The sequence below is a fragment of the Ruegeria sp. I1 genome (assembly GCF_056532675.1).
On the sequence record NZ_JBQFNM010000001.1, the window covers coordinates 530,719 to 552,971 of the forward strand.

Sequence of the window (22,253 nt, forward strand, 5' to 3'; positions counted from 1 at the left end):
ACCCTTTCGTTCCGGTGTCAGATGCATCCATTCCGCAGTCCCGATCAGGAGTCCACCCCAGATGCCCGTCGTCAACCGCATTGCCGATTTTGCCGCCGATATGGCCAAGTGGCGCCAGCACCTGCATACGATCCCTGAACTGGAGTTCGAATGCTACGAGACAGCCGCTTTTGTTGCCGAGCGCCTGCGCGAGTTTGGCGTCGATGAGCTGCATGAAGGGATCGCCAAGACCGGGATGGTGGCGATCATCAACGGGCAGGGGGACGGGCCAACCATCGGCTTGCGCGCGGATATGGACGCTCTGCCAATCCCCGAGGAAACGGGGGTTGAATACGCCTCGAAAAACCCCGGCAAGATGCATGCCTGCGGCCATGACGGGCACACGACAATGCTGCTGGGGGCCGCGCGCTATCTGGCCGAAACACGGAATTTCGCAGGCCGTGTGGCGCTGATCTTTCAACCGGCCGAGGAAGAGGGCGGCGGCGCCGATGTGATGGTGCAGGAGGGCATCATGGATCGGTTCGATATCTCTCAGGTCTATGGCATCCACAACGATCCCGGAAACCCCGAAGGCGCGTTTTACACCACGGCCGGACCGATCATGGCCGCGGTCGATACGTTTGAGATTCATGTACAGGGGGTCGGCGGTCATGGCGCATTGCCGCATCAGACCAAGGACCCGGTGATGGCGGCCTGTGGGATCGCACAGGCGATCCAGACCATCGTCAGCCGAAACCACTACGCGGTCGAGGATCTGGTGGTCTCGGTCACACAGATCCATGCCGGAACCGTAAACAACGTAATCCCGGATACCGCCTATCTGAACGGCACAGTCCGCACCTTTGACCCGTCGGTGCAGAAGATGGTGATGGAGCGGATGGGGCAGATCGTGGCGGGGCAGGCGGCCTCTTATGGGGTTGAGGCGACGTTAGACTATCAGATTGGCTATCCGGCGACGATCAATGACGCCGAGAAAACGGCCTTTGCCGCAGATGTGGCGCGCGAGGTCTCAGGTGAGGACCGCGTTGTCGACAATATGGGCCGCGATATGGGGGCCGAGGATTTCTCATACATGCTGCAGGCGCGTCCGGGGGCGTATCTGTTTCTGGGTCAGGGTGAGGGCGCCGGGTTGCATCACCCGAAATACAACTTCAACGACGATATCGCGCCGGTCGGGGCCTCGTTCTTTGCCCGGATCGTGGAAAAGGCGCAGCCGCTGGGCTGAGGGTACAAGACATGGCACTGGAAGACGCAAAACATCAGGTCGATGAGGCCTTTACCAACCCCGACCTCAAGGGCTTGTCCTATGAGAACACCTTTGGCGGCGCGACGTCGTTTCTGCGGCGGCTTTACACCAAGGATCTGAATGGTGTGGATATCGCTGTCACCGGCGTGCCCTTTGACCAAGCGGTGACGAACCGCCCCGGCACAAGGCTTGGCCCCCGCGCGATCCGCGAGGCCAGCGCGCTGCAATCGCCCGATGCACCCTATGGTTGGCCCTTTGACGCGCTGAGCGAGTTGGCGATCGTCGACTATGGCGATATGGCCTATGACTACGCCAATATTCCGGCCTTTCCGGACACGCTGACCGATCATATCCGCACGATTCTGGCGGCTGACGTGGCCTCGGTCACCTTGGGTGGCGATCATTATATCAGCTTTCCGATCCTGAAAGCCTATGCCGAGAAATACGGGCCCATGTCCCTGCTGCAGTTCGATGCGCATACGGATACCTGGGCGGACGATGATATGTCCCGCGTCGATCATGGGACCATGTTTTACAAGGCGGTGAAATCGGGGATCGTGGACCCGAAACGTTCGGTTCAGGTGGGTATCCGTACCAGCAACGAGGATACTCTGGGCGTCAACATCATTGACGCGCGTGAGGTGTACGAATCCGGACCTGCCGCCGTGGCGCAGAAGATCAAGGGTATCCTTGGCGACAGCCCCGTCTATCTGAGTTTCGATATCGACGGTCTGGACCCTGCCTTTGCCCCCGGCACTGGAACGCCGGTCTGGGGTGGTCTGACCTCAATCCAGACACAGATCATTTTGCGGGATATTGCCGGGATTAACATCAAGGGCGGGGATGTGGTCGAGGTCTCTCCGCCCTACGACACGTCTGGAGCAACGGCGATTGCCGGGGCCCACGTGGCGACGCAGATTATTTGCCTGCTGGGGTGGAACAGGCTTATGGCTGACAAAAAGTAAACGTGCAACGGCGCGCGTTAACCGATGATTAGCCATACTTCCGGTATGTGCTTAAGCAAGTGAATGGACGGGATGGGACCCAAACGCGCATGACTGAATACAATCAACCCATTAGCGGCAACGATCTGGCGCGGTTTTCCGGGCCGAACACGTTCATGCGGCTGCCGCAGGCGACCTCGCTGTCGGGGCTGGATGTGGCGGTGTTGGGGATACCGATGGATATCGGGACCTCGTGGCGGTCGGGCACGCGGTTCGGGCCCAAGCAAATCCGTAGCGAAAGCGCGATGATCCGACCCTATAACATGGCCACAACGGCCGCCCCGTTTGACAGCATGCAGATTGCGGATATCGGCGATCTGGCGATCAACACATTCTCGCTGTCTGAAAGCCTGAAGATCATCAAAGACAGTTATAACGGAATACTGGCTCAGGGCGTGACCCCTGTCGCTATGGGTGGCGATCATTCTATCACCCTGCCGATCCTAAGGGCGATTGCCGCGAAACACGGGCCGGTGGCGCTGGTCCACGTGGATGCCCATGCGGATGTAAATGATGAGATGTTTGGCGAGCGCGAGACCCACGGCACCGTCTTCCGCCGCGCCTACGAAGAGGGGCTGATCGTCCCCGACAAGACCTTTCAGATCGGAATTCGCGGATCAGGCTATGCCGCCACTGACTTTACCGAGGCCAAGGGCTGGGGCTTTCGCCAGTTCCCGGCTTGGGAGGTGTGGCAACAGAACCTGACCCAGATCGGATCGCAAATCCGCAAAACGGTCGAGGATCATCCGGTCTATATCACCTATGATATCGACAGCCTGGACCCGGCCTATGCCCCCGGAACCGGCACGCCCGAGATCGGGGGGCTGACCACACCACAGGCGCTACAGCTGATTCATGCGTTGCAGGGCATCAATGTGGTGGGATGTGATCTGGTCGAGGTTTCGCCACCCTATGACCCCTCTGGGAATACAGCACTGACGGCAGCAAATCTGTTGTTTGAGTTACTGTGCATTCTGCCGGGCGTGACGTCGCGGTAGGGGTGTGACCGATGCGCCATGCCGATAGGCTGGACGCAAATGGATTGAGTGGACAGATGAAGATAGTACTTTGGGTATTGATTGCGATGGGCGTTGCTATGGGCGCCTATATCCGGCTTGCCCCCTCAGACGCTGCACACTGGCACGTGGCCCCTCAAGGCGCGGAGAGAGATCTGCCGGGTGGAGTAGTTCGGATTGTCGAGACCGGTCCAGATGGGTTGGCACGCTTTGACAACGTCGCTCGTGCAACGCCGCGTACCCGCGTTCTGGCCGGCTCGGTGAGCGAAGGGATGGTCACCTACATCACCCGCACTAAGGTGTTTGGCTTTCCTGATTATACCACAATCCAGCAGGACGGAGACGCGTTGCGAATCCATGGTCGCTTGCGCTTTGGCCGCAAGGATTTCGGGGTGAACAAGGCCCGCGTTGATGGCTGGTTGAAGCAGATATAAGTTATTGAAAACATAATTATCTAGAGCCGTGAAACCTGAATGAGCGACTATAAAGAAAAACTTTGCAGAGCGTTTGACGAACTAGGGGTATTGGGTTTCAAACAATCGCACACATTACCCATAGGCTTTAGTATTGCGCGAAAGCTTGGCCTTCAGCCAAGACCTTTGCCGTACATGTCAAACATTGGCCAGTTTATCTATTACTCGATGGGCTTTGGGCTTACCATGAACGGGTATATTTGCCTGCTTCATTGGTGGTTATGTCGACCTGTGGGCAGCATCGTCGTTCTAGGAATGTGCATCTTGGGTGGATTTGCTTTCGCAGCCTTTGTTTTGCTCTGGGAGCGTTTGTTTGGCGAAAAGACGGCGGTGACTTCTTGGAATGAGCTTTGAGGATCAAGAGTCGAACTCGTCGAACGGTAAAGGTACGATGTTCGGCCATTCTGGATGCAAACCCGAGGACAAACACCCCTCCTGCACCTCGCGCCACATGGGCACGTTCAGCGACATCTGGCATTGGGCCATGAACATGCGGCCATCGACCTGTAGGCAAATCATTTCGCCCAGCTCCACGCGTGACCCCGCTTTGTCGGTGCAATAGCAATCCCTCACCTTGCCGTCAGGTCCGACATAATCGGCCATTGCGGGCGCGGCGAGCAGCGATAGAACGAAAACCAACCCCTTCATGCAGGGCAGCTTAGCACACGGCAGGCCCTTGACCAAAGCCCCCGGATGATAGACACCGCCGGGATGATCCCCGAAGAACGCCTTGAGCAGATAACCCAGCGATTCCAATACCTCGAAGCGGCCATGGCCGATGGTGCCTCGGGCGGGGATATTGCAGCCTTGGCGAAGGAGTATTCCGACCTAAAACCAGTGGTCGATCAGATCATGGGATGGCGACAGCTGGTGGCGGATTTGGCCGAGGCCGAGGTGATGCTGGCCGACCCGGATATGAAAGAGCTGGCCGAAGAAGAAATTCCAGAACTGAAGGCACGCATCCCCGAGGCCGAACATGCGCTGCAACTGGCCTTGTTGCCCAAGGACGCGGCAGATGCGCGCCCTGCGATGCTGGAAATCCGCCCGGGTACGGGGGGGGATGAAGCCGCGCTGTTCGCCGGAGACCTTCTGCGGATGTATCAACGCTATGCCGAAGCACATGGGTGGCGGTTTGAGATCATCGAGGAACAGGCCTCGGACCTCGGCGGGATCAAAGAGGTGGTGGCCCATATCAAGGGCGACAACGTCTTTGCGCGGATGAAATACGAATCCGGCGTGCACCGCGTTCAGCGCGTGCCCGAAACCGAAAGTGGCGGGCGTATTCATACCTCTGCCGCCACGGTTGCTGTTTTGCCCGAGGCTGAGGATGTGGACATCCAGATCGACGCCAATGATATCCGCATCGACACGATGCGATCTTCGGGCGCGGGCGGGCAGCACGTCAACACGACCGACTCGGCAGTGCGGATCACCCATTTGCCGACCGGTTTGGTTGTGACCAGCTCAGAGAAATCCCAGCACCGCAACCGTGAAATCGCGATGCAGGTGCTGAAGACACGCCTGTACGATCTGGAACGCCAGCGCATCGACAGCGAACGCTCGGCCGATCGGGCCAGTCAGGTGGGGTCGGGGGACAGGTCTGAGCGGATCAGAACCTATAACTTCCCGCAGGGGCGCATGACCGACCACCGCATCAATCTGACGCTTTATAAGCTGGATCAGGTGATGCAGGGTGATCTGGACGAAGTGATCGACGCGCTAACGGCTGATGATCAGGCCCGACTGCTGGCCGAGATGGCGCAATGACCGGCGCGCAAACGGCAGCGCAGGCCATGGTGGCCGCAACGGCGCGTCTGCGCGCGGCGGGTGTGGACGATCCGGCCCGCGATGCCCGTGTTTTGCTGGCGCACGCCGCCCGAATCGAAGCCAGCCGCGTGACGCTGATTGCGCCCGAAGAGTTAGCGCCCGATATCGCCGAGCGCTATGATCAGTTGATCTCACTCCGCGCGATCCGTGTGCCGGTTTCCCATCTGCTGGGCGAACGTGAATTCTATGGTCGTCGGTTCCGTGTCAGCCGCGATGTGCTGGACCCGCGCCCCGAGACCGAAGCGCTGATCGAAGCCGCGCTGAGCGAGCCTTTTGATCATGTTCTGGATCTTGGAGTTGGTTCTGGTTGCATTCTGATCACGCTATTGGCCGAACGCGCCAGCGCCTCGGGCGTTGGGGTCGATCTAAGTGAGTCCGCCTGCCTGCAAACCAGCGCCAACGCCGTACAGCACAAGGTGCAGGATCGGGTGGACGTGCTCCGGTCCAACTGGTTTTCAGCCATTGAGGGTAAGTTTGATCTGATCGTGTCCAACCCCCCCTATATATCGCTCTCCGAAATGACCGGGCTGTCGCCCGAAGTGCGCGAACATGAACCCCGGATGGCGCTGACCGATGAAGGTGACGGGCTGAACGCCTATCGCCATATCGCAGCGGATGCGCCCGACTTTCTGCTGCCCGGCGGGCGCATTCTGGTTGAGATTGGTCCGACACAGGCCCAACAGGTTTCAGCGTTGTTTGATGCGTCTGGCCTGTCTGACATCCGCATTATCCCCGATCTGGACGGCCGTGACCGCGTGGTCGGAGCCCGTTTGCCAGCATGAAAACCTGAAACTGAGGCCGAAAAACGCCGGTTTATGTAAAAAACCTGCGAAATTTCTGAGAATCCTCTTGTCTGCCGGTGCTGGACATGCTTACTCAGGATTAGTCGGCGAGGTTGACGCTGTTGCAGCGCACCCCTGACGCCAAGCCCAAAAAGTCGAGATCCCGTCGCGGCAAACGCCTAAGAGCAGTGCAAAAACGGGGTTGATCGACAGCGTATTTATAAGGCTGACGAAAAGTAAGATGAGATCTTCCAAATCCCGTTCGCGGGCCAAGAATAACCGCAATCGTCCTTCCGGCGGTAACGTCGTTAACCGTGTTTTTGACAGCTCGGGCCCCGAAGGCAAAGTGCGCGGCACCCCGCAGCAGATCATTGACAAATACAACCAGTTGGCGCGCGATGCGCAGCTGTCCAACGACCGGGTTGCCGCCGAGAACTTTCAGCAGCACGCGGAGCATTATCTGCGCATGTTGAGCGAAGCGCAGCGTGAAATCGAAGCCCGCCGCGAAGAGCAGGAACGCCAGAATCGCGAACGTCAGGCCGAGCGAGATCGCGAACGCGCCGAACGCCAGGAACGCGAAGCGGCCCGTCAGGCGGACCCTGCCGAGGCACCTCAGCCCGATGTCATGGGTTTTGACGCGCCCGCAGCTTCTCCGGAATCGGGTCTGGTGGAAACACCTGAAAATCAAGGTAGTGATGCCGAAGCCCCTGAGCCGAAAGAGCGCAAGGAAAAAGCCCCGCGTCGCCCGCGTCAACGCAAGCCAAAGCCAGCGGCTGAAACCGGCGATGAGCCAGCGGCAAACGGCGGCGACACGCCCGAAGCGGCGGAGTGAGTTAGCGACAAAATCCGAAAAAGCCCTGCCGTTAAACGCAGGGCTTTTTTGTTGGATGTTAACATTCTGATAATGCTACCAGCTGCGGGTGCTGCCGGGCCGAAATCAACGCAAGCCGCAGCGCGTTTGAACGTCGGGAAAGCTTTGACAGCAGGGCCGTCGCGTATTGAGAGTTTATGCGCATTTCCGCAGGATGGCGCCTGTGCCGTTCTCATAATCCATCCTTGGGGGCAGAGTGATAGAAATTGCCGAAGACAAGCCATATTTCGATGTGCGTCAATCCGTTCGGGGAAGAAACCGAACACGGCTCATCATAGCTCCTTTGTTTGCCGTGGGTCTAATCTGGTTTGGGGTACGGCTGCTGTCTGAAGACAAGATCCAATCACTCGATATTGACACAATCGAAGCCTGGACCGTTTGGTCCTTTTTCGGCGCTATAATGATAGGCACCGGGATTTACAGGCTGTTGAAGGAACTGGTCTTTGCGCTGCGCGCGCGGTCAACGACGGGCGAGTGGCATTTCCGGCTTACCGACCACGATCTGCTTTGGCAGGTCCCTGATCACGCACATGGCAAAGAGGAAGGTTTTGCCGCATCGTTAGCTGAGATCAAGCGGATAGAACTCAAGACCATTCAAAAACAAGAAGACATGGATGTGCGTCAGTATTGGGTGCATTTCCACGCGCGGGATCCGATCCAACTCAGGTCATACTCCGGCGTCAGCCTGTCTTGGTTGGTTGATAAAATACGGGCCGTTGGCGTGCCCTATGAGGAAACGTTTGAAAACTATTAGTTTCGCTCGGGCAGAACGCACCTTGGTGCGCTCAAAGAGCGACTAAGTCCCTTGAAACGTCAGCCTTTGTCACAGCGACGTAAATGGCTGCTTTATCTTGCTCAGCGGAAATATGCGTGTCGGTGTATGTCCATTCCCCGACGAATGAAAAGACCGGTTTTCGAGTTCGCGTGACCTTACAAGTCAGGTTCTCATTGTCAGCCTTTACAGATTTCCCGGGCCAAGGCACAAAACGCCTCCAACGGCACTTGTTCTGCGCGTTCGGTGGGTTTGATCCCGGCGGCGATCAGGCGGTCTTCGATATCCAGGGCCACACCTTTCAGAGAAGCGCGCAGCATTTTGCGGCGTTGGTTGAACGCTGCTGCGACAACGCGGGAAAGGGTTGCGGCGTCTGCGGGGTAGCGCGGTTCGGGCAGGGCACTCAGGTGGACCACGGCGCTGGAGACCTTGGGTGGTGGCGTGAACGCGCCAGGGGGCAGGGACATGGCAATGCGAGCCTCGGCCCGCCATTGAGCCAGGATGGCGAGGCGGCCATAGGCTTTATTGCCCGGTTGGGCGACGATGCGTTCGGCCACTTCGCGTTGGAACATCAGGGTCAGGCTTTGCCAGAAGGGTGGCCATTGGGGTGGCGTAAGCCAGCGAACCAGAAGCTCGGTGCCTACATTATAGGGCAGGTTGGCGGCGATGCGGATCGGAGGGGTCAGGTGTTCGAGCGGGTCGATTTCCAGCGCGTCGCCGTTGATCACCTCAAGCTGGCCGGGATAGGCGGCGGCGATGTCGTTCAGCGCTGCGATACAGCGCGTGTCTTTTTCCACCGCAACCACCTTGCGCGCGCCCTCAGAAAGCAACCCCCGGGTCAGGCCGCCGGGGCCGGGGCCGATTTCCAGCACATCGCATTGGGTCAGATCCCCGGCCTGACGCGCAATCTTGGCGGTCAGGTTGAGGTCGAGCAAGAAGTTCTGGCCCAGCGATTTGCGGGCTGAAAGCTGGTGGGTGGCGATGACCTCGCGCAGCGGAGGCAGGGTGTCGATAGCGCTCATGATCCGGTTACAGTCGCGCGGATTGATGGGACAGCGCCAGACGTTTTTTGCCTCCGGCGGGGATATTTTTAGCTAGGTGAAGGATCAAGAGCTTTGTGCCATGCGTTGGGCGAGTTTCAGGGCCTCAATCAGGCTGGTGGGATTGGCGATGCCTTGCCCGGCGATATCCAGTGCGGTGCCATGATCGGGCGAGGTGCGGATGAAAGGCAGGCCCAGCGTGACATTCACGCCCCGGTCGAAATCCAGTGTTTTGATCGGGATCAGGGCCTGATCGTGATACATGGCGATAGCGGCGTCATAACGGGCGCGGGCGGCGGCGTGGAACAGCGTATCCGCCGGGTGCGGGCCGGTGACGGTGTAATCGGGGCTGTCTAAGCCTTTCAGCAGCGGGGCGATCCAGTCCAGCTCCTCTGTGCCCATCTTGCCGCCTTCGCCTGCGTGCGGGTTCAGCCCCGCGACGGCGATCCGGGGATGTGTGATGCCGAACTGCTGTTGCAGGCCTTGCGCGGTCAGCGCGATGGTTTGGGTCAGCAAATCTGGTGTCAGTTCCTGTGGCACACGCGCGAGCGGGATGTGGATCGTGGCCGGCACGACGCGCAGCTGCGCGCTGGCCAGCATCATCACCACATGTTGGCGCCCGGCCAGAGCGGCGAGAAACTCGGTATGGCCGGGGTAGGCGAAATCGGCCCCGTCGATCAGCGCTTTTTTGTTGATAGGCGCCGTACAGAGGGCCGAGGCCGCGCCCGATTGAGCCAAAGAAACGCCGCGCTCGATTGCGTCAATGACCGAGGGCGCATTGGCCGGTTCCGGTTGGCCCGGGATGTTGGAGACCGGGAAATCCACGTGCAGAACGGGCAATGTTTGGGCGCTTGCGTCCAGCGCGTCAGCCGGATCGGTGATCCGGGCTAAGGGCGTACCTGGGGGCAGATGGGTGGCATCGCCAATCAGGAAAAACGGGCAGTCATCGCGCAGCTCTGCCCAGGCTTTGGCGGCGATCTCCGGACCTATTCCAGCCGGGTCGCCACAGCTGAGCGCGATGGGCGCAATCATTGCTCGACGATAGTGGCGTCGGCGCGTAGCTGTTCCAGAAGGCTTTCTGAGAAGGCTTGCAAGCGCTGCTGTGTCAGGGCGTTGGCCACGTCGACGCGCGAGGTATCTTCACCCAGATCGCGGGTGCGGTTGCACAGCATCAGAAACACCAGCGTTTGACCGTTGTTGCGGGTCAGGGTAGTCGATACTTCGTTCCGGTCCAGCTTGGCCAGTTCAACGGCGATATCGCGCGGGATATCGGAGGGGGCGGCTTCGGTCCGCTCCAACACGTCGGCGGGTTGTCCTTTGGCAATGCCATAAAGATCATCGCAGGTGTCAATCTCTTCGCTCAGGCGCGCGGCCTGCGCCAGCGCGTCCGCACTGCGACCACCAGGCAAGTAGTAGATTGCATAATCGATCTTCGAATAGCTGGGGGCGCCAGCTGCGACTTCGCGCACGCCGCGCATCTGGAACAGCGCAATGGCGTTCGGCAAGGTCAGTGGTTCCGTTATCTCACCGTTTTTGAGGCCCAGAAGCACGGGTTGCAGCGCGGGCGGTAGGTTACTGATGTTCAACCAGTCCAGACGACCGCCATTGTTGCGGGTGTCAGCGGCTGAATATTGCGCTGCCGCTGCCGAGAAGGCGTCATACCCTTCAAGGCGCGAGATTTCTTCTGCCAGCCGCTCCGCCTGAGCAACGGTTTGCTGATTCACCGGGATAATGATTTCGGAGAGCAGAACCTGCAGACCACCACCACCGGATTGACCAAGGGCCCGGTTGATCTCGTCTTCGCTGGGGCGGGCCTGCGACAGGAAGCGTGCGCTGATATAGTCGCGCCATGACAATTGATCCGCAACAAAATCACGAACGGTTTCAGGCTCGATACCGGCTTCGCTGAGCAGTTGCAGGAACTGTTCAGTGCTGAACTGGCCGCGGGCGGCGAGCTGGTCAATACCCACCTGGACATCTTCAGGCGCGGCCTGAACGCCAGCCTCGCGCATGGCTTGCTGGCGCAGGCGGTCGTCGATTAGGGCCTGACGCACTTCTGCCTCGGTTCCACCCGGCACACCCAGCGCGTTCAGGAACTCCAGCCGTTGCTCAAGCTCAAACCAGGTGATGATATCCTGATTGACGCGGATCGCAGGGGAAAACAGGCTTTGCGCACTGGCCTGCGGGACAGAGACTGCCAAAACAACGGCAGCCAACGCCGATGAGATCGAACGGGCGCATCCGCCCCGGAGAAACCTGAAGAAACCTGAAATCAACTGCATTTTCTCTTGTACGTCTTTCCGCCGCCTTCAACGGCATATCCTGTCAGCGTAACGGTAAACCCGAATTCGGTCGAAGGCTCAATAGTCGTTGTTGAGGTAAAGCGTCTGTTTACGGACATGTTAAACTGAACGCATTCGTTCTGATAAGTCACACCCAGCCCCAGGCGGATGGGTTCGGAATTGGCAAGATCGTAGCGGGCCGAAGCACGCGTCAGCCAGTTCTGATCGATTTGGTGCCGCCCGCGCAACCAGATCTCGGACACTTCTTCATCCAGATTTTCAGCCGGATCAGGCTCTTGCCAGACATAGCTGCCTGATATTGCGCTGAACTCGCCTGTCCAGGCGCCGCGCAGCTCGGCGCGTGTAAAACTGAAATCGCTTTCGATCAAGCCGCGCCCGGCCAGCGACCAGCCATTGGCGGTTTTAATCTGGCCAGCCACCAGCAGATCGGATTTGGTACCCTGCAGGCCCGAGGTCAGGTTGAAATTCGGGTCAGCATCGGCGCGAAAGACCTGACCGATTGTGGCCAAGGCCTGCCATCCGTTCGATTTGTAACGCGCCCAATTGACGCCAACCACCGCTGTTGCCCCGTCTTCGCGCTGATCTTCGGCCGGAAAGCGGGACAGGGACAACAGATTGCCCTGATCGAATTCCTGAAAGGTGCTTTCATCGTTCGGAACATCCGTGTCCGAAACATCGGTCCAGCCGAATTGCACGATTGGTTCCAGAAACTGGGTCGCACCGGTTTGCTCGCGCCGTGTCATGGGATAGCGCAGGGTCAGCGCCGCGCGGGGCGTGGTGCGCGTGACGTTGCTGGGAAATGCGTCGTCATTACGGATGTTAAACGTATCAATTGCAGCGCCGATCTGGGCATCCGCGCGCAGCCCCGATGCAAAGGTCCAGCTGCGCAGCCATTCCGCATCAAACGTCGCGCGCGCGATATCGCGCCCGACAACATTCTCGTCACTGGTGCGTTCATGGGCATGAGCCACAAAGCCAAGCCGCATTTCGCCGCCGACCGTGTTTGGGAAGAACCGCTTCTCGTAGTTCAGGTCAAACACGCGCGAGGGGATCTCATCCTGTTCCTCACTGTCGCGTAGTGTTTTATAGTGGATCAGGCTGGTCCTGAAGGCGGTGTCGCGCTTGATCCGGGTCAGCGCGATCTCACTGCGCAGCCGGTCGAGATCGGGCAGGCCGTAATCCGCCAGATAGGCATCGTCCGAGGTGGTCTTGAGGTCGAATGTCAGCCGGAAGTCATTCCTGAGATTGAAGAAGCCGTTGGCAAACAGATAGCCACGATCCTGATCGCGCTGCACATCATCGCGGGTATAGGCACCTTCGAACTGGATGCGTCCGTTCACGAAGGCTTGCCGATAGCGATAGCCCAGCGTTCGGGTGCTGGCCGAGACAAACGGTGTCAGCGTCAGGTCCTTGTTGTCGCCCAGCTTGATGAAGTATGGCACTTGCAGACCCAGACCCAGCTGTGAGGTTCTGCGGAAGGATGGTGCCAGAAACCCGGTCGCGCGTTCAAGCGTCGGGTCGGGCAGGCGCAGATATGGAAAATAGAAGACCGGGTAGTCCAGCACGCGCAGCTGCGCGCCTTCAAAGTAAAGCTGCCGCTCTAGCTGATCATGGGTCACTTTGCGCGCCCGGATTTGCCAAAGCGGAGGTTTGCCATTTGCACAAACATGGCAGGAGGTGGCCGCGACCTTGCTGAACTGTGTGTAGCGCCCCGAGGCGCGCCGCGCCTGAACCGAGGCGACCTGAACCTGCTGATCGAATACCATACGCGCACCGATCAGCAACCCGTTTTGCAAGCCATCATCCAGCTCGGCTGAATCTGCCAGCAAGGTTGTCCGCCCGCCCTGATCGATCCGAATGGGTCCCTCAAGCGACAGTTTTCCGGTTTCGCGGTCAAAGGTGATGCGCTGCGCGCTGACCTTGGCATCGCCCTGAAACGCCTCGACATTGCCTTCGGCGACCAGCACGCGTTCGGGCGTGATGAATATCTTATCCGCGACCAACAGGGCGGGCTCATCCTGTTGGGTGGCCTGATTGGTCGCAGGTGCTGGCGCAGTTTGAGCCAGCAGCGCAGCAGGGGCCGTGACAGCCAGGGCGCTCGCCATCAGCGCAGACAGAATGCGCGGCATCAGCCGTCCTCCGCATGTAGCAACAAGCCGAGCGACAGAAAGATGGCAGCAACGGGCGGTGCCCAGGCGGCGACGTAGATGGGCAATTGTCCGTTTTCCCCGAGTATTTGCGCAAAGTTGCGCACGAAATAAATGGCAAACCCCAACAATACCGCGGTCAGAACCGCAACGCCGGTGCCGCCGAAGCGTACATGGCGCATGGTAAAGGCTGCGCCGATCAGAACCATCGAAACCAAAAAGAACGGGCGGGCCAGTTGGACTTGTAGCCAGACCTCATATTGTTTGGTCGAGAAGCCGGCCTCGCGCAGGTCCGCTATCAATTGGGGCAAATCGTAGACCGACACAGAATCCTGCTGCCCCAGCGTATCCAGAATACGTTGGCGGGTCAGCGTCGTCGGAAGGTCAAGCTGAGCATGCTCAACCGAGTGTGTCTCGGGGTTCTGGCCGTCTTCAAGGTTCCAGACTTTAGCATTGCTTAGGACCCAGCTGCCATCGATCAATCGGGCCTGTTCAGCGGCAATCTGTTGTGTTGGTTTTCCGTCCGGGTTGAATGAAACGATGGTCACATCGCTCAATTTCAACTCATCGCCATTTGCTGTGCCGCGCGCGTGTATCACGGCCTGGCCCGTCTCGGTGCTTTGGCGCAGCCAAAGACCCTCGCCGCTGATCGACAGCGCTGAGCTGCCATTGTTTCGATAGGAATCAGAAAGGCGGTTGTACTCTTCAGAGGTAGCTGCTGCGATCGGGTTCAGAAGCGTCACGGCTAGGGCCCCGATCACAAGCGCCAGCAAGACCGGCGCTACCAGCGCGCGTATGCCGGATCGGCCAGTCGCGCGGGTTACCACCAGTTCCGAGGTGCGCGCCAACCCGACAAACAGCGCTATGGTTGCCAGGATCACCAGCAGGGGCAGCATTTCGCTGATCGCGGCAGGTGTGTTCAGCAAGGTCAGCTGCAACAAGCGGCCAAAAGACAGATCAACCTCGTCGAACCGGCGCACTTGTTCGATCAAGTCGATCAGAATCATCAGGGTCAGAAAGATGCCCCCAATGACCAGAAAACTCTGCATGAAGCGGCGAGCGAAATAGCGATCCAAAATCACAAGCGCGACCCCGCAGGGTTTGCAGCGTTGGCGCTCAGGTCAATATTGCCCTTGCATAAACCCATGCGCGACGGTCTATGCCTGCGCTGTCGTGCCACTGTCGTCTCCCCCGAGCCTGCCGGATATTTTTGGGGGACCATAATGCAAATGGTGGTCAGGGAAAACTGCTATCTGGTCAAGCCGGGCGGCGCGGGCTAGGTCTTGGGGAACACAGTTTCAGGAGCGCGCAATGAGCAGTCTAGTCCCAATCCGTTTTCAAGCCTTTGACGTGGAAGTCATGGCGCAGGCCGAAGGGCGCGTTGCCATCGTGGTTCCTGCGGACCGCAAGATGAGCCCGGCAGCCCGACGCGCCAATCGCCTGACCAAAGGGGCCGTTGCCCGGCTTGTTGAAAGCGATGCGTTTGGCAAGGCAAAAACCGGCGATGTTATCTCGCTGGCTTGGCCGGTTGGAATGGCTGCCGAGGCTCTGGATGTTCTGGTCCTGCCTCGCCGCCCCGACGCGGATGAGGCGCGCAAGGCCGGTGCCGCGTTGGCCAAACTGGCGGGCGGGCGCGAGATGCTGGTGATGGCAGGCAATCAGGCACGGGCCGAGGATCTGGCGATGGGGATCGCCCTGCGCAGCTATGATTTTGATGCGCATAAAACAAACGATAGCGACGCCGCGGGCTCGGTCACAATCTCTTGCAACAAGCCTGAAGAGGCCGAGGCCCAGTTTGCACCGATGTATGCGGTTGCGGATGGGGTGCGGATGACCCGTGACCTTACCAATGAACCTGCGAATGTCCTGACCACCAGTGAATTTGCCGCCCGTCTGGATGAGATGACATCGCTGGGCCTTGAGGTCGAAGTGCTGGACGAAGACAAGCTGGCTGAACTGGGCATGCGTACTTTGCTTTGCGTGGGGCAGGGCTCGGACAGCCCGTCCAAAGTGGTGGTGATGCAGTGGAATGGCGGCGACAAGGATGATGCGCCGCTGGCCCTGGTCGGCAAAGGTGTTGTGTTCGATACCGGTGGTATCTCGCTCAAGCCTGCTGGCGGCATGGAAGACATGACCATGGATATGGGCGGTGCGGGTGTTGTCGCGGGCACCATGCGCGCGCTGGCCAAACGCAAAGCCAAGGCCAATGTTGTGGGGCTTGTAGGTCTGGTTGAAAACATGCCCTCGGGCAATGCCACGCGACCGGGTGATGTGGTCAAATCGATGAAGGGCGACACGGTCGAGATCATCAACACCGACGCCGAGGGGCGTTTGGTTCTATGTGACGTCATGTGGTACGCGCAGGAACGGTTCGCGCCTGTTGGCATGATCGATTTGGCCACTTTGACGGGTGCGATCATCATCGGGCTGGGGCATGAGAATGCCGGTGTGTTCTCGAACAACGACACCTTCTGTAACGCCTTCCTGAAATCGGCCAAGGCCGAAGATGAAGGCGCATGGCGGATGCCGTTGGGCGATGCCTATGACAAGCTGCTGAAATCGCGCATCGCGGATATGAAGAATGTGGGCGGGCGGCCTGCGGGCTCGATCACGGCGGCGCAGTTCCTGCAGCGGTTCGTCAAGGATGACACGCCGTGGATTCATCTGGACATCGCCGGGGTGGCCTCGGTCGCGTCCGAGACCTCCTACGCTCCGAAAGGGGCCACCGGCTGGGGTGTCCGTGCGCTCAGCCGCTTTGTGCAGGACAATTTCGAGTAGACCATGGGCGCCGTCTATTTCTACCACCTGACCCAAAGGCCGCTTGAGCAGACTTTACCAGTGCTGCTGGATAAGGCGCGGCAGGCCGGGTGGCGGATTGCGGTGCGGGGCACTGATCCTGCCCGGCTGGATTGGCTGGACGAAAAGCTGTGGCTGGGCCCCGAGGAGGGGTTCTTGCCCCATGGCCGCTCGGGTGGTCCGCATGATGCGATGCAGCCGATCCTGCTGACCTCGGACATGCAGACGAGCAACGAGGCGACATGTGTGATGTCGGTGGACGGGGCCGAAGTGGCCCCGGATGAGGTTGCCGCGCTGGAGCGGGTCTGTATCCTGTTTGATGGCAATGACGATCAGGCCGTGCAACATGCGCGCGGCCAGTGGAAAACCCTGACGCAGGCGGGCTGTTCGGCGCAATATTGGTCCGAGGAATCGGGCCGTTGGGAAAAGAAAGCCGAGGCTTAGCGCGCGGCTGGTTTAGAAATCAGGAGAGTGACGGATGGAAATGAAGCCTTTGGGCCGCAGCGGCATCATGGTGTCTGACCTGTGTCTGGGAACGATGACCTTTGGAACCCAGACCTCGGAAGCCGAGGCGCATGCGCAGATGGATCTGGCGCTGGGGGCGGGGATCAACTTTGTTGACGCGGCCGAGATGTACCCGGTCAACCCGATCTCAAAGGAAACGGTGGGCCGAACCGAAGAGATATTGGGGAACTGGAACGCCGCAAATGCCGCGCGACGGGGTGACTATGTGCTTGCCACCAAGCATTCGGGTGCTGGCTTTGCCCATGCCCGGGACGGAGCGCCGATTTCGGCGCAGACCATTCCCGAGGCAATCGAGGGATCGCTGCGGCGGTTGCAGACCGACTATATCGACCTCTATCAGTTTCACTGGCCCAATCGGGGCAGTTACATGTTCCGTCAGGACTGGAACTACGCCCCCTCGGGCCACAACACCGATGAGGTGCTGGAGAACATGCGGGGCTGTCTTGAGGCGCTGCAGGCGCAGGTTGACAAGGGCAACATCCGGGCTTTCGGTCTGTCGAATGAAAGCGCCTGGGGCACGGCGCAGTGGTTGCGGTTGTCCGAGCAGATGGGCGCGCCGCGTGTGGCGTCGGTGCAGAATGAATACTCACTGCTGTGCCGGCATTTCGACACCGATATGGCCGAGCTGAGTATGCATGAGGATGTGGGTCTCATGGCGTTTTCGCCGCTGGCCACCGGATTGCTGACCGGCAAGTATCAAGGCGGCGCGGTGCCCGAAGGATCGCGTAAGTCGATCTCGCCCGAACTGGGTGGACGCGACTCGGATCGGGTTTACGACGCTGTGGCGGCCTATCTTGAGGTGGCATCGACCCATGGGTTGGACCCGACCCATATGGCGCTGGCCTGGTGCCGGACCCGGCCCTTTATGATGTCGGCCATTTTTGGTGCCACCACTGTGACGCAGTTGGAACATATTCTGGCCGGTGACAACCTCGTGCTGTCATCAGAGGTTCTGAAGGAAATCGGGCAGGCCCATCGCGCGCATCCCATGCCGTTTTAGGGGGCGCTGCCCCCGCCGCGCGTTCCGCGCGCCTCCCCCGAGGTATTTTGGGCCAGATGAAGGGGATCCGGTCAGTGATGGGTGTGAGGGGTGCGCTCGTGCCTGAGGTCGCGGGCCGAGAGGCCGTGGGCGGTGCGGAAAGCGCGGGCAAAGCTGGATTGCGAGGCGAAGCCGGTCGCCAGTGCCACATCCATCAGCGGCATGTCGGTGTCGGTGACCAGACGGCGCGCCTCGGCCAGCCGCAATTGCAGATAGTGATCCTGCGGCGTGGTGTTCAGGCGCAGGCGGAACTGTTGTTGCAGCGTGCGCGGGCTGGTGCCCAGCTGATCAGCTATGTAGGCAAGCGGCAGCGGATCATCCAGCGAGGCCTGCATCAGGCCGTTTGCTTTTGACGTCAGCGGGGTATGGCGGTGCGGGGCGCCGGTGCGGCTTTGCGGTTTGGTTGGTTCGGGTGCGCCCTCATAGAGGAACAGGCCCGAGACCCGAGCGGCGAAACCAGCGCCATGGCGTGCTGCGATGATGTGCAGCATCATCTCGACCGCCGGGATTGCACCGCCGGATGTCAGGCGATTGCCCGACACGGTGAAACGGTCGGGGCGGACATCGATGTCGGGGAAGCGCGCGGCGAAATTGTCCAGGTCTTCCCAGTGGGTCGTGGCGGCGTGACCATTCAGAAGGCCAGCCTCGGCCAGCAGCCACGGCCCGCCATCAATCCCGGCCATAGCCGCGCCGGTGCCTGCGATGCGACGCAGACCGGCCAGCAGGCTGGGTGTCGCATGGCGAGCCAGTTGGAACCCGGCCACAACGATCATCAGATCGCAGCTTTGCAGGCGGGCCAACGGGGTGCCCGGGACGTGCAGCGCGCTGGTCAGCATCGCAGGGTCCGATGTTGCGGTCACATAGTCCCAGTCAAAAGCAGGCCGGTCCGCCAGTCGGTTTGCCGCGCGCATCGGATCGACAGCCGAGGCAAAGCTGAGCGTGTTGCATTCGTCCAGCACCAGCACCGCTGTTTTCAGGGCACGATGCTCAGGTTCCAGGATGTTTTTTGCGGATTTCATCAAGTTCGATTCGTATTCTGGCAAGTATTTTTCCAAAGCTGCGCCAGACTTGCGCGCAACGCAAATCGATAACCGGGGAGAAGTCTGGGGAAAACCTGGCGTGAAACCCGGTATAACGTGGGGAAAACAACATGCCTTTGGAAATGAACCGCGAGGTCTTTATCACCTGTGCTGTAACCGGTTCGGGCGGAACGCAGGATCGCAGCCCGCATGTGCCGCGCTCGCCCAAGCAGATTGCCGAGAGCGCGATTGCGGCGGCCAAGGCGGGGGCCGCAGTGGTGCATTGCCATGTGCGCGATCCCGAGACCGGTGCGCCTTCACGCGATCTGGCGCTGTATCGCGAGGTGACGGACCGCATCCGGGATGCCGAGGTTGATGCCGTTCTGAACCTGACTGCGGGTATGGGTGGTGATATGGTGTTTGGCGGTGTTGAGACTCCGCTGCCTTTGGCAGAGGCCGGAACCGATCTGGTGGGTGCGAGTGAACGGGTCGCGCATGTGGCTGAATGTTTGCCCGAGATTTGCACTTTGGACTGCGGTACCATGAATTTTGCCGAAGCAGACTATGTCATGACCAACACGCCCGGCGCGCTGCGGGCAATGGGGCGGATGATGACCGATCTGGGTGTGAAGCCCGAGATCGAAGCCTTTGATACCGGCCATCTCTGGTTTGCCAAGCAGTTGGTGAAAGAGGGTGTTCTGGAGCCGAATGCTCTGGTGCAACTGTGTATGGGCGTGCCTTGGGGCGCGCCGGATGATCTGAACACCTTCATGGCGATGGTGAACAACGTCCCTGATGACTGGACCTTCAGCGCCTTCTCGCTGGGTCGGAACGAGATGGCGTATGTGGCGGCCTCGGTTTTGGCGGGCGGAAATGTGCGTGTCGGGTTGGAAGATAATCTGTGGCTCGAGAAGGGTGTGTTGGCTGAGAACTGGCAGTTGGTCGAACGGGCCGGGTCGATCATCGAAAATATGGGCGCACGGGTGATTGGACCTGAAGAAGTGCGTGAGAAGTTAGGGCTGGTGAAACGGGCACCGGTGACGAAGTAGGTACAACACCAGGCCGCGACCGATCCTAGGAGGGTGCGAATGCGCCCTCCCGTGGGGAGGGTCGGGCGCGGCCGGGTTCGGGGTGCGAACCCGGCGGGAAATTTGGAGGACAGGGCAATGAAAACCGCAGCGATCATTGGTGGCGGAGTTATTGGCGGCGGCTGGGCCGCGCGGTTCTTGCTGAATGGCTGGGACGTGCGTGTGTTTGACCCGGACCCCGAGGCCGAGCGTAAAATCGGTGAGGTTCTGGACAATGCACGGCGCTCGTTGCCGGGGCTGAGCGATGTGCCGCTGCCACCTGAAGGCGCGCTGACGTTTCATGCGGACATTGCGGAGGCTGTTCGGGATGCCACTTGGATTCAAGAGAGCGTGCCAGAGCGGCTGGACCTTAAGCTGAAGGTTTACAAAAGCCTACAAGAGGCCTGTGATCCTGAGGCGATCATCGGCTCGTCGACCAGCGGGTTCAAACCCTCGGAATTGCAGGACGACGCCTTGCGCCCCGAGCAGATCGTGGTGACGCATCCGTTCAACCCGGTCTATCTGCTGCCATTGATCGAACTGGTGCCCACCGACAAGAACCCGCCCGAGATGGTTTCCAAGGCCAAGGATGTACTGACATCGGTCGGATTCTTCCCGCTGCATGTCAGAAAAGAGATCGACGCGCATATCGCGGATCGTTTCCTGGAGGCGGTCTGGCGCGAGGCGCTGTGGCTGGTCAAGGATGGTATCGCCACAACCGAAGAGATCGACGAGGCCATCCGCATGGGCTTTGGCATTCGCTGGGCGCAAATGGGACTATTCGAGACCTATCGCGTGGCAGGTGGCGAAGCTGGCATGCGGCACTTCATGGCGCAGTTTGGGCCCGCGCTGAAATGGCCTTGGACCAAACTGATGGATGTGCCCGAGTTCACAGATGAACTGGTCGATCTGATCGCAGATCAGTCGGATGCGCAATCCGGAATGCATTCGATCCGCGAGCTGGAACGTATCCGCGACAACAACCTTGTCGGCATGATGCGCTCGCTTAAGGCGCAAAATTACGGCGCGGGGGCCGTTCTAAACCAGCACGACGCGGCGCTGAAACCCGGTGCTTTGCCGACACTGGATCAGGCTGACCTGAGCCAGCCGATCCTGACCCTGTCGCGCGCGGTTCCTTTGGACTGGACCGACTATAACGGCCATATGAATGAGGCGAAGTATCTGGAGGCGTTTGCCGCCGCCACGGACCGCTTCATGGAAATCATCGGATGTGACATGGAGTACATCACCTCGGGCGGAAGCTACTTCACCGCCGAGAACCATATCCGGTATCTGGACGAAACCCATGCCGGAGCCCGGATCGAAGTGCGTACTCAGATGCTGTTGGGTCAAGGCAAGAAACTGCACGTGTTCCACAGCATGTATGAGGGCGACAAGCTTTTGGCGACGGGCGAGAGTTTCCTGTTGCATGTCGACCTTGAAACACGACGCCCCTCAGCACCTTCGGATCAGATCGAGGATGCGATGGCACGGATTACCCAGGCGCAAGCCGATCTGCCTTATCCCGAGGGGGCAGGTGCCGCGATCCGGAAACCCGTATGACGCAGCGGGTTCTGATCACGGCGGGTGCCTCGGGCGTCGGGCGCGCGATGGCCGAGGCGTTTGATGCCGCAGGGGCGCGGGTCTGGGTTGTCGATATCGACGATGCGGCGCTGAATAGCTGCCCGGAGAACTGGCAGACATGCAAAACCGATGTCTCGGATGAGGCGCAGGTGGCTGATTTGTTCGACCAGATTACCAAGGCGTGGGGCGGGCTGGATGTCCTCTGTGCTAACGCAGGTGTTGCCGGGCCAACGGCCTTGGTTGAGGATGTGTCTTTAAGTGATTGGAAAAATTGTCTTTCGGTCAATCTTGAAGGGGCGTTTTTGTGTTCGAAATACGCCGTTCCGATGCTCAAGAAACAAGCGCATGGGGCTGTTTTGATCACGTCATCGACGGCTGGACAGTATGGCTATCCGAACCGTTCGCCCTATGCTGCCGCGAAATGGGCCATGGTTGGATTGGGTAAGACGCTGGCGATGGAGCTTGGCCCGCACGGTATACGCTGTAACGTGATCTGCCCCGGTTCTGTCGAAGGTCCACGCATGGAAGGGGTCTTGCAGCGCGAGGCCGCCGCCAAGGGCATGACGCGCGATCAGGTCTACGAGGGCTATGCTTCGGGCACCTCGATGGGTCGTTTTGTTGAAGCGCGGGATATTGCTGATATGGCGGTATTTCTGGCCTCGGATGCGGCACGGCTGGTTTCGGGTCAGGTCATCGCCGTGGACGGACATACGGTCAATCCCGACCCGAAACTCTGACTTGG

At 59.7% G+C, this 22,253-nt stretch carries 22 protein-coding genes; 15 read left to right on the forward strand and 7 right to left on the reverse strand.

The genetic code is table 11. The annotated features are described in order from the left end of the window. Positions 1-61 precede the first annotated feature (61 nt). From ACR0DH_RS02720 to ACR0DH_RS02740, 5 genes are all read left to right on the forward strand, one after another. Positions 62-1,225 (forward strand): M20 aminoacylase family protein, encoded by a 1,164-nt coding sequence (locus ACR0DH_RS02720; RefSeq protein ID WP_480546964.1) that lies wholly within the window; start codon positions 62-64, stop codon positions 1,223-1,225. A gap of 11 nt (positions 1,226-1,236) precedes the next feature. Beyond that, positions 1,237-2,211, forward strand: a complete 975-nt coding sequence (gene speB, locus ACR0DH_RS02725; protein WP_480546966.1) for an agmatinase — start codon at positions 1,237-1,239, stop codon at positions 2,209-2,211. An 89-nt stretch (positions 2,212-2,300) separates the two neighbouring features. Further along, positions 2,301-3,248 (forward strand): agmatinase, encoded by a 948-nt coding sequence (speB, locus tag ACR0DH_RS02730; protein WP_480546968.1) that lies wholly within the window; start codon positions 2,301-2,303, stop codon positions 3,246-3,248. Positions 3,249-3,304: 56 nt separating this feature from the next. Next, positions 3,305-3,700, forward strand: coding sequence for a DUF1499 domain-containing protein (locus ACR0DH_RS02735; RefSeq protein WP_480546970.1), 396 nt, complete (start codon positions 3,305-3,307; stop codon positions 3,698-3,700). Positions 3,701-3,739: 39 nt separating this feature from the next. After that, entirely contained in the window at positions 3,740-4,093 is a 354-nt protein-coding gene (locus tag ACR0DH_RS02740; RefSeq protein WP_480546972.1) for a DUF6404 family protein, read from the forward strand. A gap of 3 nt (positions 4,094-4,096) precedes the next feature. Here the strand turns inward: ACR0DH_RS02740 and ACR0DH_RS02745 are convergent, their stop codons facing one another. Next, entirely contained in the window at positions 4,097-4,387 is a 291-nt protein-coding gene (locus tag ACR0DH_RS02745; protein WP_480546973.1) for a hypothetical protein, read from the reverse strand. Positions 4,388-4,450: 63 nt separating this feature from the next. Here ACR0DH_RS02745 and prfA point away from each other — a divergent pair, with 63 nt between their 5' ends. The 4 genes from prfA to ACR0DH_RS02765 all read left to right on the forward strand — a co-directional run bounded on the left by prfA (position 4,451) and on the right by ACR0DH_RS02765 (position 7,973). Next, positions 4,451-5,506, forward strand: coding sequence for a peptide chain release factor 1 (prfA, locus tag ACR0DH_RS02750; protein ID WP_480547306.1), 1,056 nt, complete (start codon positions 4,451-4,453; stop codon positions 5,504-5,506). After that, positions 5,503-6,348, forward strand: coding sequence for a peptide chain release factor N(5)-glutamine methyltransferase (gene prmC, locus ACR0DH_RS02755; RefSeq protein WP_480546975.1), 846 nt, complete (start codon positions 5,503-5,505; stop codon positions 6,346-6,348). Before prfA ends, prmC begins: the two co-directional genes overlap by 4 nt. Positions 6,349-6,589: 241 nt before the next feature. Next, the gene (locus ACR0DH_RS02760) at positions 6,590-7,180 is read left to right on the forward strand and encodes a DUF4167 domain-containing protein (RefSeq protein WP_480542643.1); all 591 of its coding nucleotides are present in this window, start codon (positions 6,590-6,592) and stop codon (positions 7,178-7,180) included. Between the two features lie 235 nt (positions 7,181-7,415). Then, entirely contained in the window at positions 7,416-7,973 is a 558-nt protein-coding gene (locus tag ACR0DH_RS02765; RefSeq protein ID WP_480546977.1) for a hypothetical protein, read from the forward strand. Between the two features lie 197 nt (positions 7,974-8,170). On the opposite strand, the gene rsmA is transcribed toward ACR0DH_RS02765, so the two are convergent. The 5 genes from rsmA to lptG all read right to left on the reverse strand — a co-directional run bounded on the left by rsmA (position 8,171) and on the right by lptG (position 14,563). Next, a complete protein-coding gene (gene rsmA, locus ACR0DH_RS02770; protein ID WP_480546979.1) occupies positions 8,171-9,013 on the reverse strand; it encodes a 16S rRNA (adenine(1518)-N(6)/adenine(1519)-N(6))-dimethyltransferase RsmA in 843 nt (280 codons plus the stop codon). 84 nt (positions 9,014-9,097) lie between these two features. Further along, complete coding sequence (gene pdxA / locus ACR0DH_RS02775) at positions 9,098-10,063, reverse strand: 4-hydroxythreonine-4-phosphate dehydrogenase PdxA (RefSeq protein ID WP_480546981.1); 966 nt, start codon at positions 10,061-10,063, stop codon at positions 9,098-9,100. Then, complete coding sequence (locus tag ACR0DH_RS02780) at positions 10,060-11,313, reverse strand: peptidylprolyl isomerase (protein ID WP_480546983.1); 1,254 nt, start codon at positions 11,311-11,313, stop codon at positions 10,060-10,062. Before ACR0DH_RS02780 ends, pdxA begins: the two co-directional genes overlap by 4 nt. Beyond that, a complete protein-coding gene (locus tag ACR0DH_RS02785; RefSeq protein ID WP_480546984.1) occupies positions 11,304-13,463 on the reverse strand; it encodes an LPS-assembly protein LptD in 2,160 nt (719 codons plus the stop codon). The genes ACR0DH_RS02780 and ACR0DH_RS02785 overlap by 10 nt, the downstream gene beginning before the upstream one ends. Further along, the gene (lptG, locus tag ACR0DH_RS02790) at positions 13,463-14,563 is read right to left on the reverse strand and encodes an LPS export ABC transporter permease LptG (RefSeq protein WP_480546986.1); all 1,101 of its coding nucleotides are present in this window, start codon (positions 14,561-14,563) and stop codon (positions 13,463-13,465) included. The genes ACR0DH_RS02785 and lptG overlap by 1 nt, the downstream gene beginning before the upstream one ends. Positions 14,564-14,792: 229 nt before the next feature. Here lptG and ACR0DH_RS02795 point away from each other — a divergent pair, with 229 nt between their 5' ends. From ACR0DH_RS02795 to ACR0DH_RS02805, 3 genes are read left to right on the forward strand one after another with little or no spacing between them, the layout of a single operon-like run. Next, entirely contained in the window at positions 14,793-16,259 is a 1,467-nt protein-coding gene (locus ACR0DH_RS02795; protein ID WP_480546988.1) for a leucyl aminopeptidase, read from the forward strand. 3 nt (positions 16,260-16,262) lie between these two features. After that, positions 16,263-16,721, forward strand: a complete 459-nt coding sequence (locus ACR0DH_RS02800) for a DNA polymerase III subunit chi (RefSeq protein ID WP_480546990.1) — start codon at positions 16,263-16,265, stop codon at positions 16,719-16,721. 34 nt (positions 16,722-16,755) lie between these two features. Then, complete coding sequence (locus tag ACR0DH_RS02805) at positions 16,756-17,802, forward strand: aldo/keto reductase (protein ID WP_480546992.1); 1,047 nt, start codon at positions 16,756-16,758, stop codon at positions 17,800-17,802. Positions 17,803-17,873: 71 nt separating this feature from the next. Here the strand turns inward: ACR0DH_RS02805 and ACR0DH_RS02810 are convergent, their stop codons facing one another. Beyond that, on the reverse strand, positions 17,874-18,860 hold the full coding sequence (locus ACR0DH_RS02810; protein WP_480546994.1) for a GlxA family transcriptional regulator: 987 nt from the start codon (positions 18,858-18,860) through the stop codon (positions 17,874-17,876). A 131-nt stretch (positions 18,861-18,991) separates the two neighbouring features. Here ACR0DH_RS02810 and bcoG point away from each other — a divergent pair, with 131 nt between their 5' ends. From bcoG to ACR0DH_RS02825, 3 genes are all read left to right on the forward strand, one after another. After that, positions 18,992-19,909, forward strand: coding sequence for a 3-dehydrocarnitine:acetyl-CoA trimethylamine transferase BcoG (gene bcoG, locus ACR0DH_RS02815; RefSeq protein ID WP_480542661.1), 918 nt, complete (start codon positions 18,992-18,994; stop codon positions 19,907-19,909). A 117-nt stretch (positions 19,910-20,026) separates the two neighbouring features. Then, complete coding sequence (locus ACR0DH_RS02820) at positions 20,027-21,490, forward strand: carnitine 3-dehydrogenase (protein ID WP_480546996.1); 1,464 nt, start codon at positions 20,027-20,029, stop codon at positions 21,488-21,490. Further along, on the forward strand, positions 21,487-22,248 hold the full coding sequence (locus ACR0DH_RS02825; protein WP_480546997.1) for an SDR family oxidoreductase: 762 nt from the start codon (positions 21,487-21,489) through the stop codon (positions 22,246-22,248). The genes ACR0DH_RS02820 and ACR0DH_RS02825 overlap by 4 nt, the downstream gene beginning before the upstream one ends. The last annotated feature ends 5 nt before the right edge of the window (positions 22,249-22,253 follow it).

What these genes read in the sequence shown, in the direction of transcription:
- ACR0DH_RS02720 (WP_480546964.1), top strand. Translation starts at nt 62, where the DNA reads ATGCCCGTCGTCAACCGCATTGCCGATTTTGCCGCCGATATGGCCAAG.
- speB (WP_480546966.1), top strand. Translation starts at nt 1,237, where the DNA reads ATGGCACTGGAAGACGCAAAACATCAGGTCGATGAGGCCTTTACCAAC.
- speB (WP_480546968.1), top strand. Translation starts at nt 2,301, where the DNA reads ATGACTGAATACAATCAACCCATTAGCGGCAACGATCTGGCGCGGTTT.
- ACR0DH_RS02735 (WP_480546970.1), top strand. Translation starts at nt 3,305, where the DNA reads ATGAAGATAGTACTTTGGGTATTGATTGCGATGGGCGTTGCTATGGGC.
- ACR0DH_RS02740 (WP_480546972.1), top strand. Translation starts at nt 3,740, where the DNA reads ATGAGCGACTATAAAGAAAAACTTTGCAGAGCGTTTGACGAACTAGGG.
- ACR0DH_RS02745 (WP_480546973.1), bottom strand. Translation starts at nt 4,387, where the DNA reads ATGAAGGGGTTGGTTTTCGTTCTATCGCTGCTCGCCGCGCCCGCAATG.
- prfA (WP_480547306.1), top strand. Translation starts at nt 4,451, where the DNA reads ATGATCCCCGAAGAACGCCTTGAGCAGATAACCCAGCGATTCCAATAC.
- prmC (WP_480546975.1), top strand. Translation starts at nt 5,503, where the DNA reads ATGACCGGCGCGCAAACGGCAGCGCAGGCCATGGTGGCCGCAACGGCG.
- ACR0DH_RS02760 (WP_480542643.1), top strand. Translation starts at nt 6,590, where the DNA reads ATGAGATCTTCCAAATCCCGTTCGCGGGCCAAGAATAACCGCAATCGT.
- rsmA (WP_480546979.1), bottom strand. Translation starts at nt 9,013, where the DNA reads ATGAGCGCTATCGACACCCTGCCTCCGCTGCGCGAGGTCATCGCCACC.
- pdxA (WP_480546981.1), bottom strand. Translation starts at nt 10,063, where the DNA reads ATGATTGCGCCCATCGCGCTCAGCTGTGGCGACCCGGCTGGAATAGGT.
- ACR0DH_RS02780 (WP_480546983.1), bottom strand. Translation starts at nt 11,313, where the DNA reads ATGCAGTTGATTTCAGGTTTCTTCAGGTTTCTCCGGGGCGGATGCGCC.
- ACR0DH_RS02785 (WP_480546984.1), bottom strand. Translation starts at nt 13,463, where the DNA reads ATGCCGCGCATTCTGTCTGCGCTGATGGCGAGCGCCCTGGCTGTCACG.
- ACR0DH_RS02795 (WP_480546988.1), top strand. Translation starts at nt 14,793, where the DNA reads ATGAGCAGTCTAGTCCCAATCCGTTTTCAAGCCTTTGACGTGGAAGTC.
- ACR0DH_RS02800 (WP_480546990.1), top strand. Translation starts at nt 16,263, where the DNA reads ATGGGCGCCGTCTATTTCTACCACCTGACCCAAAGGCCGCTTGAGCAG.
- ACR0DH_RS02805 (WP_480546992.1), top strand. Translation starts at nt 16,756, where the DNA reads ATGGAAATGAAGCCTTTGGGCCGCAGCGGCATCATGGTGTCTGACCTG.
- ACR0DH_RS02810 (WP_480546994.1), bottom strand. Translation starts at nt 18,860, where the DNA reads ATGAAATCCGCAAAAAACATCCTGGAACCTGAGCATCGTGCCCTGAAA.
- bcoG (WP_480542661.1), top strand. Translation starts at nt 18,992, where the DNA reads ATGCCTTTGGAAATGAACCGCGAGGTCTTTATCACCTGTGCTGTAACC.
- ACR0DH_RS02820 (WP_480546996.1), top strand. Translation starts at nt 20,027, where the DNA reads ATGAAAACCGCAGCGATCATTGGTGGCGGAGTTATTGGCGGCGGCTGG.
- ACR0DH_RS02825 (WP_480546997.1), top strand. Translation starts at nt 21,487, where the DNA reads ATGACGCAGCGGGTTCTGATCACGGCGGGTGCCTCGGGCGTCGGGCGC.